The sequence below is a fragment of the Limnobacter sp. genome (assembly GCF_046297615.1).
GTDB lineage: Bacteria > Pseudomonadota > Gammaproteobacteria > Burkholderiales > Burkholderiaceae_B > Limnobacter.
On record NZ_JBKBHM010000004.1, the window covers coordinates 272,366 to 286,273 of the forward strand.

The 13,908-nt window shown below is 47.6% G+C and carries 8 protein-coding genes and 2 pseudogenes; 4 read left to right on the forward strand and 6 right to left on the reverse strand.

Features of this window, described 5'->3' with window-relative positions:
- Positions 1 to 5: 5 nt before the first annotated feature.
- Positions 6 to 920 (forward strand): hypothetical protein, encoded by a 915-nt coding sequence (locus ACK4FF_RS10330; RefSeq protein WP_409708487.1) that lies wholly within the window; start codon positions 6 to 8, stop codon positions 918 to 920.
- 250 nt (positions 921 to 1,170) lie between these two features.
- On the opposite strand, the gene ACK4FF_RS10335 is transcribed toward ACK4FF_RS10330, so the two are convergent.
- The 5 genes and pseudogenes from ACK4FF_RS10335 to ACK4FF_RS10355 form a co-directional block, all read right to left on the reverse strand.
- Positions 1,171 to 1,497, reverse strand: coding sequence for a hypothetical protein (locus ACK4FF_RS10335; protein WP_409708489.1), 327 nt, complete (start codon positions 1,495 to 1,497; stop codon positions 1,171 to 1,173).
- The gene (locus tag ACK4FF_RS10340) at positions 1,494 to 5,183 is read right to left on the reverse strand and encodes an RHS repeat domain-containing protein (protein WP_409708492.1); all 3,690 of its coding nucleotides are present in this window, start codon (positions 5,181 to 5,183) and stop codon (positions 1,494 to 1,496) included. The genes ACK4FF_RS10335 and ACK4FF_RS10340 overlap by 4 nt, the downstream gene beginning before the upstream one ends.
- 251 nt (positions 5,184 to 5,434) lie before the next feature.
- Entirely contained in the window at positions 5,435 to 8,038 is a 2,604-nt protein-coding gene (locus ACK4FF_RS10345) for an FG-GAP-like repeat-containing protein (RefSeq protein WP_409708733.1), read from the reverse strand.
- 57 nt (positions 8,039 to 8,095) lie between these two features.
- Positions 8,096 to 8,401 (reverse strand): annotated as a pseudogene (locus ACK4FF_RS10350) (SpvB/TcaC N-terminal domain-containing protein); the annotation flags it as partial.
- Between the two features lie 360 nt (positions 8,402 to 8,761).
- A complete protein-coding gene (locus tag ACK4FF_RS10355) occupies positions 8,762 to 9,802 on the reverse strand; it encodes an alpha/beta hydrolase (protein WP_409708495.1) in 1,041 nt (346 codons plus the stop codon).
- A gap of 723 nt (positions 9,803 to 10,525) precedes the next feature.
- Here ACK4FF_RS10355 and ACK4FF_RS10360 point away from each other — a divergent pair.
- The 3 genes and pseudogenes from ACK4FF_RS10360 (at position 10,526) to ACK4FF_RS10370 (ending at position 13,519) form a co-directional block, all read left to right on the forward strand.
- Positions 10,526 to 11,467: pseudogene (locus ACK4FF_RS10360) on the forward strand (integrase core domain-containing protein).
- A gap of 205 nt (positions 11,468 to 11,672) precedes the next feature.
- Complete coding sequence (locus ACK4FF_RS10365; protein ID WP_409708498.1) at positions 11,673 to 12,560, forward strand: hypothetical protein; 888 nt, start codon at positions 11,673 to 11,675, stop codon at positions 12,558 to 12,560.
- Between the two features lie 29 nt (positions 12,561 to 12,589).
- Positions 12,590 to 13,519: a nucleotidyl transferase AbiEii/AbiGii toxin family protein gene (locus ACK4FF_RS10370; protein ID WP_409708501.1), complete on the forward strand. Its 930-nt coding sequence runs from the start codon at positions 12,590 to 12,592 to the stop codon at positions 13,517 to 13,519.
- Here the strand turns inward: ACK4FF_RS10370 and ACK4FF_RS10375 are convergent.
- Complete coding sequence (locus ACK4FF_RS10375) at positions 13,485 to 13,817, reverse strand: prepilin-type N-terminal cleavage/methylation domain-containing protein (RefSeq protein ID WP_409708504.1); 333 nt, start codon at positions 13,815 to 13,817, stop codon at positions 13,485 to 13,487. The two genes, ACK4FF_RS10370 and ACK4FF_RS10375, sit on opposite strands and share 35 nt — an antisense overlap.
- Between the last annotated feature and the right edge of the window lie 91 nt (positions 13,818 to 13,908).

Sequence of the window (13,908 nt, forward strand, 5' to 3'; positions counted from 1 at the left end):
GCAACATGAACTCCAACAAGATAAATCTATATCGCATAAATACACTTCAGAAATTCTCAATAGGAGACGTCGAACTTTCTGCACACACCACACAAAAAGTCGCTGAGGCGCTTAACAGCGATCAAATTAGGCTACTAAGAAGTCTTGTCTACACTGCCTCGAAGCTAGATCATGAGAAGTATGGTGACACAATAAATCTTGAACTGAGCTCGCAACCAGTCGCTGACACAGAGCATATCGTAGTGAACCTAGAAATAATCGGACCAAATGAGGACCAAAAGAAAAATGTTCGGCTACTCATCGAGCAATTGATGAATTTCAGCGTCTTCTACCTTGATATTGAGAATAAATATAGATGTAAATCTAACTCTTTTGCGAACACGGCACCAATCGAGGTTCAGCCGATAATAAGTCATGTCACTAAAGAGTTCCTGGACATTCACTTCGGTGAAAAGATCAAATCAAAGAAATTTTCTGGTGTACGAGATTTAAACGACCTTGCCCCCTGCACGGTATTAGTTAGAAAAATACTTGATGATCAGAGTCATGAACCTACACAAGGACTAATTGCAGCTAAAGGGATAGTGACGGATTTCAATCGAGCCTCATTCAAACTTGAATTTATGGATCAAAATGGCGAGCGACACGAAATTAATTTTAATCAGCATTCGTTCGTTAGTCATGAACATGAGTCGTACTATCATGCATCGAATCCAGCGTTCAATCATGTAATTGAAATTGCCTTCCGGTGTGTAGAGAGCAAAAAGGAACTTCTCACCCTCGAGATAGATCCAATAAGGGTTATTGAAAATTCTGTTCAATACCAGAAACCTCAGGTGAAAAACTTACAAGTTGATATTCCTGCAATACAACAGATGTTATCAGACAATGAACTCCAGTCACCAGATAACCCGACTTGAACTCACTGCTACTACGTGAGCCCCGAATGAATATCTTTCAGGAAAAACTTATGGGTCAAATGAGTCGGTCTTGCAAGCCCACACCTGTTTTCGATCAAAAGGGGTTAGAGTTTGGGTATTACTTCGAAGAAATCCGGGGCAGCTCACCCTCCTGCCCCCTTCAGCTAGCAACGATTCGCGAGACTTTGTTTAGTCTGCGAATATGATCTTGATATCCAAAAATAATAATTACAAATTTTTTACCAAAACATTATTGCGGACTTAATTTAACCCCAACAGAGTAAACACAAACCTCTTTATCACTTAAACGCTGATAGGAAGTCAGTCTTTTTTCTTCATTAAAGAATAGATTAAACTTACAACCTCTATCGTTGTATAAAACCTGCATTCGATTTGAAACTTTTTCTAGTTTAAACCCATTGCTCGTTAACTCCAACCTCATACTTTCAGCATCCTCTGGACTATCCCTCCAAACTCTAAGCATTGCATCAGGATGATGATCCATATTAATCGCACAAGATGCCATCAAAAACAACAATAAAAAAAAACTTAACCCATGAAAAGACATAGATTTCATCTTTCAATTCCACTCCCATATGTTGTGAGAACTTGCCCAGCAACTATAGGAGTTGCAGTCAATATATTAAACGCTGCGGCAGACTCGACCGCCCAGTGTCCTGGCCATTTTTGATTTCCACTTCCGTCATATCCAAACGAACCCAACCAATCGTGAGGACCTGCATATAACTCTACGGTTACATCTGACAGGCTGCCGGATGCATAAGGAAGAGACCCAATAAATCCGGCTTTACCCTGATATCCGCCGGTGAGTCCCTTAGCAACTAAATTGTAAGATCCGTCAGGCCCAGCTCTTGATCCTCCTAGTTTAAACATATCCCCAAAAACACCACGACTTTTACCACTTGCATTGTTTGGATTTTCTAAGGACTGCATAATCATTTCAGATCTTGTCCATTCCGAGAAACCACTTAAAGTACTAGATAGCAAGGAAGATTTAAATGCCTCGGTGAAACCTCCCTCAGCAGAATAATTTCCGAAACCTGATGCAATAGATTGCCCAACTACATTTATCACACGGTCAGATATTGTCGGAATTGGATATCCCCTATGATCGAAATTCAAATGATTAGGATTCATCCAATTTGAATAGGATATCCCGAAATTGATTCCACCCGATAAACCTCCGATTACAGCGCCTTTAAGACCGGCCTTTGTTGCTTCTTTAACATTGCCAGTAGCTATTAATACGCCAGAAAAACTGCCCGCGGAAGCGGCAGAGGCGCTGACGACTGCTGCTGAGTAAAGTGTAGCCTTTGGACCAAAAACTGCAGCGCCAACTGCGCCTGCTCCCTCAAACCCCAATAAACCTGCGCTTGCTTGTGCAGCCCAAGCTCCGACAGTGGCGACAATAGCGATTACGGCTACAACTTTTGCAAGTTTTTTTAGAGATTTAAAAAAGAAGCCGTCTGGATCCGTGTAACTGAGCGGGTTGTTGTTCACATACGCATAGCGGTTGTAGTTCTGCAGATTCACAGGCTGTGCAATAAACGGATCCGCACTCATGAACCGCCCCAGACTCGCGTCATAGATGCGCCCGTTCATGTGCACCAGCCCCAGGTGATCCAGGTGCTCATGCCCTGTGAACCCTCGGTCGGTCTCGCCCAACAAGTGGCCGCCATTGGCCGTGTAATCCGTCCCGTTGTGGTTTCGTCGCTTGCCCCAGGCATCAAAGCTGTAGCGCTCCAGCACCGTACCAGTTTGGCTGGTGATTAGTGCCACACTACCCAAGTGATCCTTGTGCAGGTATTTCGTTTGTACCGTGGCGGGAGTGGCGCTGGTGCCTGTCTCGATGTGCAGCACTTTGCCTGCAATGTAGTACTTCGCCTGCGTGGTGCTGGTGCTGCTGTTTTGCTCCAGCTCAAAGCTCTCCACATACCAGGTGGTGATGCTCTGTCCGTTGTACGCTGCTGTTTGTTTGACGCGCTGGTGTTCGGGCCCATACCTGAAGCTGCTGGTCTGAGTGCCTTGCGTGATGGCGTTGACCATGTTAAAGCTCATCCAGGTGATCGTGGCGCCACCTCCTGTGAGCATGTTGCCATTGGCGTCGTACGTGTAGCTCGGGTTGCTTGCACCGTGCACACTGCCCGTGATCTGGGTCAGTTGATGTGGCTTGGCTGTGGTGCCATAGGTGTACGTGCGTGCATCCTTGGTGAGGATGTTGCCGTACTTGTTGTAAGTCACCGTTTTGCCGGGAACGCCAGTGGTGCCCGTGGTGCTGGTCAGGCGATTCAAACTGTCGTAGCCGAAGTTCTCTGCCCGGGCAACCGGAGTACCTGTGCTGCCGGGTGCGCCGAAGTCCATCCAGCTTCGCGCACTTAAGTTGTTCTCGCTGTCAAAGCTGTAGCCCTCCGAGAGCCGGTCGGCGGCCGTCGCGCTGGTGCCCACCGCATTGGTCTTCAAGCGTCCCCAGGCATCCGATTGCGCCACTTCGATCAAACCATTGCCCATGGTGATTCGGGCAATTTGGTCCATACCACTGGCCTCAAGGCTGTGCATTTCCCACAGATTCGTGTTCATACTGTGGTTCAGTTGGCGAATCAGGCCAACTTCACTGTATTCGTTGCGCACAATAAAGCCTGCTGTGGGCGCTGCATTGGTTGTGGGCGCTGCGTTAGCCTGCACGCGTGCCGGGTATATGTGGCGAGCCACTCGACCAGTGCCGGTCTCATACACCGTTCCGCTCCAGAAAACATTGCCATCCATTGCAACACGTTCACTGACTTCCCGACCAATGCTGTCATAACAATGCACCCGGTCATAGCCGGTGCTGGTAGTGGCCCGGGTCATCTTACCCCTAGCGGTATCGGGCGCAGCGGCGCACAAACCGTTGTGGGTGTCATAGCTCCAGGTGCTGATCAGGTCAGCTTCTCGCCTTTCGGTTTGGCGCCCTGCCGCATCGTAGGCAATCGTGGTGAGTTGACCTTTGCCATTTTGCTGAAGCCGAAGCTCATCAAGGGCGTTGTACCGATACTGCCAAGTGCCCATGTGAGGATCCGTCATGGCGGTCTTTCTGCTACGAAGATCGTATGCAATTGTTGTGATCACTCCACTGGCGTTGGTCTGGGTCTTATTACCCAGCGCATCATAGGTGTAGGTGATAGTGTTGTTCTGCGCATCAGTCACGCTGATCAACTGGCCCAGCACGTTGTAGATGCTGCTTGTGGTTTGCCCTTTAGTGTTAGTGCTGCTGGTGCTCAAACCGTTGTAAGCCACCTTGCGTACGTAACGATCATTGACTTTGTTTGTGATGTTACTGGCACCAGCATCTTCTGTTTCTTCTTGCACCACCCGGTTCAGAATGTCATAGGTGCTGTAGACCCACTGAATGGTTTGCGTTGCTGTGTGCCCAGTGCTGTGTGCAAGATAAGTATTGCTCTTTTTTGCCACACGTCCCCAGGCGTCATACACCGTGTCTTGCGTGCTCCAAGTCCAGGAGGCGGGACCGGTAAGCACTTGGCTTTGGCTGCGAATTGCACGGTTCTGGTTGTCGTAAAAAGTTCTTGAGACTGGGCCGATCTGTGAGTTACTGCTGTTGAGATTGCCGGTGCGAATGTAGTAGTACGGGGCCACACCCTCAATGCTGGTGGGGCAGACGTCAACAGCAGCCGCTGAACAGAACACGTATTCCCAGTACGTCTTGCTTCCATCGGGACGCACCTCACCAGTCTTTCGTCCAAAGGCATCATACGTCCAGACGGTGGTAAGCCTATTGGGGCCAGTCTGTTTGCTCACCGTACCAAAGCGCGGATCAAACTCCTGGCTTTCGCTGTGACCCAGAGCATTGGTGTTGCTTGTAGGGAACTGACCTGCCACGGGGTTCACAGCACTGGCGCTGTAACTAGTGCTCAGGGTGCGCGCGGTAAACTGGGTGTAGTTGCCACTGACACTGGCTGTAGCCGGGGGCGCCGGAGGCGCGGCGGCCTCGTTGCCCACGCCGGTAATGGCCGAGCCGTTGCAGTTTCTGGTTTGGGTGGCCGTGCGGTTGCCATAGGCATCGAGCGTGTATTGGGTGGCCACACACAAGGTGGCATTGGTGGGTTCAACCACTTCTCGGACCAGCATCCCATCGGCATCATACACAAAGGCGCTGGTTCGGGTAATAGTCTCTGCTTGAACAACTGTTACTGCAAATAATAAGTGAAGTGCAAGGCCGAGGGGCCGAATTAGTGGTCTCATGTCCATACGCACCTTCTTTGCTGTAGTTTATTTATTGATTTTGTTCGCTTGGGCTCACAGGCTGGACCTCATGGATGTGCGCCAATTCCCTTGATTTGCGTTACACACCAACATGAGAGGCCGGATGGACCTGGCTCGATTTCATCTTGCTTCGTAATACTCGTGTTCGCTAGCTTCTGTACAAACTGAGCATGGAACAGTCGGTTTTACACACACCGACTGCTGCTCACCGCACGCTTACTCTGAAGGCACCACATTCATGGTTTGACATGGGTAACGGTACTTCGAATGAGTCGCCCCTGTCTGGCCAGCTCTGCATTGCTGTCATAGGTGTTGGCAGTCGTACGGCTGTAGCCGCTGGCCGTGCCATCGGCGTTCAGTGTTTGTTCCTGCACCTGCGTGGCGTTGCCATAACCATCCATTGTGGTGAGAGTGCGCTTGCGCGGCAGCTCCACCCCTTGTTGCGCTGTCGAGGTCATCTCCCACTGCCGTGTGACACTGTCTGCTAGATACGGGATCACAACCTGACCGTTCAGTGCTGCTGTGCCACAGGTTTGTGACGTGGCGCTGGCCGGTGTTCGCACCCGAATGATGCTGTCACTTTGCTCGCGTAACCCACCTGAGGGCAATTTCACCTGCCTTTGCACCGCCATCCCCAAACACGGCCACTGCTGTGAATAGGTGGTTCGCAACGCAGGCATCATTACCCCGTCTGAGCCCGTCATTTGGCTCTCCATCCAGTCAAAGCCTAGAAAGCCTCGACCACTACCCGCCTGGACTTTCCCATTGGCATAACGATAGGTAATCGTGCTGCCGGTGCTACTAATACCGTCAGGAACCTTAACCTGAGTGACCACAGGCACTGCGCCACGAGCAAACACCTCGCCGGCCAAGGGCGAACCACTGGTGGTGTAGTTCGCATGACCAGAGAGATAACCGTATTCCACGGCAGTGATATTCGGGCCCATCGTGATTTTATTGATCTTTAAACTCGCCTTGTCGATTGGCCTAGTTATCAAAATCGAAAAATATGGCGGATATCCGTGTTGAGAGAAATCACTTTTACCATCACCATTGAAGTCCACTACTTGAAGGGTGTAATTGTTTAGAGAATAGTCAATATCATCCCGGGTGTATATCAACTTTTCATTCACCATAAATGTTCCATCTCCCATGGAAACCCAATACTGAATCTGGGTCGGAGATAGAAACTGCGCCATGTCAACCAAACCATCTCCAGTGAAATCACCGACATGAAACTTGTAGCCATTTGTTGAAGCATTGAAAGTTTGCCCCGGCGCCGCTTCCTTCACATCAAAGCCACCGTCACCCTTACTCAGCCAGGTTTTTACAGCAGTCGCCCCTCCAAAATGAACTAGGTCGGTCTTCCCATCCCCATTAAAATCACCATAAACAAAACGATAATTCGAATCTGATAGACCTTGATTAGCCGTCGAAAATGGGGGTAAATTCACAAACCCACCTGCATCATTCGATATTGAAACCACAGCGCTTTCATTACTGTAAATCTTTAGTATGTCAGTTTTCCCATCCCCATTAAAATCTGAAAAATTTCTGACCTTGAGCGTGCTTTCGTTTAACACCCAGTCGGCTTGTATTGGCACTCCATTGTTACTGGCTACTGCACCATCAGCAGTAAAAAAAACAATATGACCATTTACAAACAACTCAGAACGACCATCAGAATCGAAATCACGAATCTCTATATTAGTCACCGGCGAACAGTTAGCTGAATACCCAGAAAAATAATTCTTAGGCAGCACATTAAAACTACCATCACCATTAGAAAGCCAAACTTCAAAACCTGCAGAATTATCACCTTCTGAACAATTTGCAGGAAAATAAAATCGAATCAGATCAGAACGACCATCACCATTAAAATCACCTACCTGATCAGCAGGTGGACCACTATATGGAGAATAAGGGGCCCCGTCTCCAAACTGCTGATAATTTATTGTTTTTATATCAAAAGCCCCATCCCCATCTTTATTCAAGAAAATATCCAACCCACCTGAAGGGTTACTGACGCTATTATTAAAGAAATCAGTTAATCCATCCCCGTTGAAATCTGCCGGTTTAGGGATGGGAAATCCGGGCGATAAATTATATGTACCCCAAGATGTCGCTCTTCTATTCAGCCAAAGCGCATCCACGGCCACAGAATTATGAACAAAAGACAAATTTGGTAGGCAAGAACCAAGCATTGAACATTCTTGAACTCCAACTAACATACTCATGTTTCTTGGATTAAAAATATCAACATGATTGAATCTATAGTCAGTAACAACAGTGCCACTGATGGCCCACGTACTGCCACTCGCCGTAGCCGTGGCGTTAATCAAGGTGCGTACTCCACTTAAGCGTTGGTTACTTCGCATTGCAAAGCCAGCCATGTAAGCCAGACTCTTGTCGGTGCGTTGCACCGGTGCGCCATACCGCGCGGCCTCACTACCGTAGCCAAACTCCACACACGTCCTAGGTGCCTGATTTAACCGACTGTTGCCCGTGTAACACACGGCTTTAGGGTAGACCTCACCTTGGGCGATGTCCATCTGGTAGTGCACCTGCCAGAAGTTGCCCTTGGCATCAGTCACCCGGCTGAGCACAAACTGCAGCGCTACGTTATTCGCTGGGGTGTTAAATGGACTGTACTCCATCAACTCACCAGCTTTGGTGTACACCTTGAAGGTACGGGTGTTGTTAGTGCCTGTCAGGGTTGTGCCAACGATTCGGGCACCGTTGTATATCTCGGTGGCGTAGATTGCGCCTTCAGCTCCATAGGTGCCGCTTTGTAGCATCAACCTTTGTCCGTCCATGCACAACCTGTCGTTGCTGTCCATGTTCACCACACCTCGCACTCCATCAGTAGCCATTGTGCGCGGGCAACGGGTAATCACGCTTAAGCCGCTTAAGCTCCAACCCATACCTGCCAATCCATTGCCTGATTGGCTGTTGTAACTCAAACTAAGCTTGGGTTGAACATCCGATACCCCAGGGGGTAGGCGAAATGGAATCTCGTAGGTAAATGCCCCAGCGGGACTGACCTCCCACTTAGTAGGACTGGTCATTATTGAATATGCTGGCAAAGTGAGGGCTGTCGAAACAACAAGCCCTATCCAAGTGCACCTTTTCAACACTATGGGTAACTTTGGTTGCACTGATCCACATGCCTGGCTTGTGCTCATTCGTTTCCTTTGCCTCATTTGAATATCTTCTTTATTGATCTTGGAGTCGGTTCAGCATCATAGATAACGGATTGACTTTTGATCACACCTAAAAACCAACAACGCAGCTTTGCTCATACAACTCAATTACCAGTCAAGTACTGATCATTCACCAGTAGCAAAGAGGTCACGCGCAAGAAACCTAGAGACGATCTTAAAGCGAATTACTCAAAAACAATCAAAGTCACTCATGAATACGTCGCCAAAGCCCTAGACGGGGGGTTACAACCCTTCCCGAATGAACAATTTCGAAGAACAATTGGGAACAATCAAACCAAGAATGCCTACCAAACCGATTAAACTTTTTTTAAAAATCAAATCAAATAAATGTAAACTGGATTAATCAGTAACAGAACGATCTTCATTCCAACCGACTTGATATTCTGGACGACTTTGTCCAGCCAAAAGGTGAAGATTACCTTGATCATGCCGCCGAGTCGGAATTGCCTCGCGATCAATGTCACCTTCTAACGTCAAAGCCAAATCAAGAGCAAACACTGGATCTCCTATATGCCACGAATGATTAAATGTCCCTGTGAATTTTGATTGTGCTGGGTCCTTCGTTTTGAAGTACTCTGAACAATCTACATTTACCGCTTTTGCTGGGATTTCCAACGGAAGACCAATGCGCCCGGCACGAGGCGAAGTGCCAAGACGTTTCATATTTGACACACCCAAAACCTTATCGAATTTATTCGAATAGTTGGTTAGCCTAAAAATTCGCTCATACATTGGCGCCGCCCAATCAGAGTTGAAATTCAGTGCTTCGCTTGAAACATCAGCTCCAATGAACGCAACTTGTGCAATACGCCACGGCTTTCTAAACAATTCTCCCTTTTTTGAAGCATTGGCAAAGGCTTCCATAATCACATATGCCCCGGTCGAGTGTCCCAGCAAATGCAAATTTATTGTGCAGGAACTGACCTTCGGATCTACTGGAAACTGGGCGTCAACAACGATTTGCAGCCCCTCTTCAACAAGACGATGAGAAACTCTTGATGCATCATAGCGATCTTCAAGATAATTCAATGTCGAGTTTGCACTGGGCCAATCAAAACCTACTACAAGCCCATTCCACCCCTGCGCAGCAAGTGAATCCTGCAGGACTCTGGTTCTCCACAAAACCGTTTTTATATCGTTGTTGTAACCATGAACGAAAAATAGGATATCTCCCGTCGACCCAGTAATTTCGTCTTCTTCACCGTCTGCCGCTGCAACAACCGCCCTAGTCCAGCGCTCCTTTGATATTGCATCACGGCTGCTGTACTCCCTTTTTTCAGCAGGGACTTTAAGATACGTTGTATTACCGGGTTCGTCAAGAAACACCCCATTTTCGTCAATATCACGTGTGCAAATCAAGAATGTATGTTTGCTCGGCATAAATCCCCCGGTAAGTGTAAATAATTACTTCAGGCTAGCACGTTAAAACCGTTACAACTCTTTGGGAATCACTCTTTACAAAAGAGATAAAATCGGAAATCAAAGATGAATAATGGCTCAAGGCAACAATTGCAAATTTGACAAAATTTCAAGATCACTCTGAACAAGGCCTTGATAACTTAGATCCAAGGCTCTTCTTGAACACACCATGTGCAGTAAACTACCAATGATTTATTGTTTGTGTCCACTGGTTTTTTTAATATCTGAGACTTTTTTGAGAGCCTAATCTGTGAGTTAGACAAAACTCAGCTCTTGAATTAGCACCGTTTAGCGGAGACTGTCGTATCAAAAACCATTTCGGCATTTGAGTGTTGAAGCGTCAATCCAACCTACGATCACTCCATCGGCATCCCAAATTATTTCAAACACGTAGAAAATTCATGCCGACGCAAGTACCTTGATCTGCCTTGTATTGCGCACACCTTGTGGCAGCTCGCCGCAATCCATCGTGGATCGCAGTTTTAGGTATCCACCCTGCGCAAATGCTCAGACCATTCAATAACCAACGGTAGTAATTGAATAAGCCGAGATTACGCGGCAATTGATTTTGCTTTGCTATGCAAGGCCTATAGACCCTCTGGAATGGACAACCATCGCCAGCCCTGGGTTTCTCGATCTAACGTGACCTGATTTCAATGGTCTCTGAGCCAAGTGAGCGACGAAATTAAACGAGCACGATTCAGCAATGAGCCCATTGTTCGTATTGTGAGAGAAACAGACAAAGACACAGTCGTGGAAGTATCCAAACGCCGTGGCATAAGCGAACCGACAATTTACGCATGGCACCAGAAGCGAGGGGATCTGGAAATCGATGAAATTCTACGTCTAGTAACGCCTGAAACTGAGAACGCTCAACTGCGCAAGTTACTGGTGGATCTAGACCTTGAGATGAAGCGGCCTATAGGGGCAATACCAGAGATTTGACTCAAGACGTATCGAATATTCCTGCGGTAGAGAAGGTCTGCAGATCAGCAAAGAGCGTTATTCAAAGCTTTGGAGCCAGGCAGGCTTGCAGGTGCCTGCCAAGAAGAAGCGGCGCAGAGCCATTGCCAGCGTTATGCCATGGCCCAAGATGCCTGATCAACGCAACACCCTGTGGAGCTATGATTTATGTACGACGCCTGTGCGAATGGCCAAACCATTAACTGTTTGACCGTTGTGGATGAGCGCACGCATGAATGCCTGGCAATCGATGTGGCTGGCAGTATTCGTTGGAAACGAGTCATTGATGTACTCAGCTAGCTGATCAGTGTTCGAGGAGCACCCAAGCACCTCAAGGAGTGACAGCTGCCAAGAACTCCTGGCCACCAAGTTTCTGGAATGGGGGCGGAGCAAGAGAAACTTGAAAGCGTGCTAATTGATCCGGGAAAGCCATGGCAAAAAGGCACCAACGGTAGCTTCAACGCCGAATTTAGAGATGAATGCCTGTCGATGGAGTGGCTTCGAAACCGGCTGGAAGCACGAGTGATCATTGAAGACTGGAGTCCGCATTAAAATACGGTCCGACCGCACTCCAGTCTCAACTACTTGACCCAAAATGAGTTCGTGCCAGTATTGCAAAACAATTGCCCAACCGAGACCAGAAAGTTAAGTTCTCAGTGGTAGGAAATTTCCGAGCAGGCCACTACTTAACTTCTATATTCATTTTTAGTGCTATGCATCTTTAAAGATGCATAGCACTGAGCATAGCAGAAATAAATTCTTTTGTCACCCTCCCTTAAAAATTATCAGGAAAGCCATTTCGGACTTGAAAAACACAAATTCATATGTTAGTCTATGCAGCGTTAACGCTGCATAGACATTTTTATTGATGGCACCACCCACCCGCTTAAGCATTGCTAAGAAAGACATTTTTAGCGCTATGGATACTGGTCCGAAGGTGTTACGCACACGCGACATCGCAGCACTCATGCGTGCAAAGCGAGAATTTTGGAGGCTTGCACAGAATACGCGTGTCTCAGACCTGGTCGATTTCTTGACACAAAAAGGGTCGCTGAAGACCTACACCTTCCAATTCCCTGATCGGCCCGAAACACTGCACACTTGGGGGACAGTGGCCTTTGAGGAGATTCTGCAGGAGCTAAAACCGAAATGCTATTTCAGCCACTATTCAGCCCTGTCTTTCCATTCACTTACCGAGCAAACGCCAACAACGTACTATCTGACTTTTGAACGCACCTACAATTCAGAACGCAGTCTCCCCCTGAGTCAGGAACTAATTGACCAGGCGTTTACAAAACCTGAGGTGACTACGCACAAGCAAGCCACGATCAATGATCGAGCAATCATCTTGGTTAGCGGAAGGGCGACCCAAATGCGGGGAATTGATCAATTGGTACTGAATGGTGGAGTGCATGCCCCCCCCCCTCTAATCAAGGTAACAGATCTGGAAAGAACCCTGATTGACGCTGTTGTTCGGCCCAATTACTGTGGCGGGGTTTGGGAGGTTCTGAATGCGTTTGAGCGTGCGAGAAACCGCGTCTCAATCAATAGCCTTTGTGCTCAGCTTCGTCAATATAAGTTCCAGTACCCCTATCATCAAGCGATCGGCTTTTATCTGGAACGAGCCGGATATGGCCCTAAACAGTTGGACCTATTAAGGATCTTCCCGCAGAACTTCGATTTCTATCTCACTAAAGCGATGCAAGACGTCGCATTTGATAAAAACTGGCGAATCTTCTATCCAGCCTATCTTTGACTGCTAAACACCCGGACCAATCAATACCTGTGAAAAAAGCCAAAGCCACCGAAATCAAAGCGCATGAACCTTTGCTGGATCGCATCAAGACGGTTGCGCTTATCGCCATGGTATCCAATGACGAGTTGATGGACATGTTAGTCCTGAAAGGCGGCAATGCACTTCACTTGGTGCACAAGCTAAGCACCAGAAACTCCATGGATCTGGATTTTTCCATGGAACAAGATTACTTTGATGGTCGAATTGCGTCGATTGCGGGAATGTTAGAGCAATTGCTAGCTCGCCACTTCGCGCAAATCGGGCTTCAAGTATTTGATTTAGAGTTGATTAAAAAGCCAGCACAGTTGCCAGACCCTTTGAAGAGTTTTTGGGGAGGCTACACACTCAGTTACAAGCTAATAGAACAAGATAAATTTGAAGGCTTGAAAAGGGATTTCGATCAACTTCGCCGACAGGCCATTCGCGCGGAAGGCAAACAAATTTTTGAAATTGATTTCAGCCCATTTGAATACACTACACCTAAGCAAGCTGTATTAGTTGAGAACTACACAGTTTATGTTTATACACCGCTAATGATTGTTTGCGAGAAGCTACGTGCAATTTGCCAACAAACCGATGAGTATGGTCAAGTGGTGGGCCGACAAACCAAGAAATCTCGACCACGAGACTTTTACGATATCTATTACTTGGTCAAGAAGTTAAATGTCGATGTAATCTCCCCATTGGGGCTCGATATCATCAAGCACATGTTTGCGGTCAAGCAAGTTGCGCTTGAAATACTGGGTAGTTTGAACAGCTACCGCCAACTTCATGCACAAAACCAGACTTCCTTGATAAACACGGTCAGGGTTGACTCTGAAATACTACCATTCGATGAGTACTTCGACTTTGTCAATAATTTGGCAAGAGAAGTCTTGGCTACGATCAAAGAGCAAAGCCAAGTGCGACTGATACCTTAAGGATTTGGGGGAATTCCGAGTGCTGAGCGTTTAAGTAGGGTATGCGCGAAAGTACACTAAATTCAGGTACTAATACCGAGTGTGCCATGTGGGTACGCAGATCGCGGCCAACACTGTGCGGAAATGGCTGGGGCATTACACACCACCAATTGAGACTGGGCGGCCTTGGACTAGGCCTTGACCAACTGCCCAAAGTAACGAGGGCCGACATAGGCGGCCAGTAAGCCGAGATGACCAGAACCACCAACAGCTCCAACAACGTGAAGCCGCGTGTGTTGATGTACGAACCCATGCGCATGGCGAAACAAACCCTGTGAACCCGTACAGACCTATTCAGTTACACAAATGGCGTGGATGGTTCAATTATGTACTACTGTTCAGGTCTATTA

Excerpts from the sequence above, each read along its gene's own strand:
- ACK4FF_RS10330 (WP_409708487.1), top strand. The coding sequence starts at position 6 with ATGAACTCCAACAAGATAAATCTATATCGCATAAATACACTTCAGAAA.
- ACK4FF_RS10375 (WP_409708504.1), bottom strand. The coding sequence starts at position 13,817 with ATGCGCATGGGTTCGTACATCAACACACGCGGCTTCACGTTGTTGGAG.
- ACK4FF_RS10345 (WP_409708733.1), bottom strand. The coding sequence starts at position 8,038 with ATGGACAGCAACGACAGGTTGTGCATGGACGGACAAAGGTTGATGCTA.
- ACK4FF_RS10355 (WP_409708495.1), bottom strand. The coding sequence starts at position 9,802 with ATGCCGAGCAAACATACATTCTTGATTTGCACACGTGATATTGACGAA.
- ACK4FF_RS10340 (WP_409708492.1), bottom strand. The coding sequence starts at position 5,183 with ATGGACATGAGACCACTAATTCGGCCCCTCGGCCTTGCACTTCACTTA.
- ACK4FF_RS10365 (WP_409708498.1), top strand. The coding sequence starts at position 11,673 with ATGGCACCACCCACCCGCTTAAGCATTGCTAAGAAAGACATTTTTAGC.
- ACK4FF_RS10335 (WP_409708489.1), bottom strand. The coding sequence starts at position 1,497 with ATGAAATCTATGTCTTTTCATGGGTTAAGTTTTTTTTTATTGTTGTTT.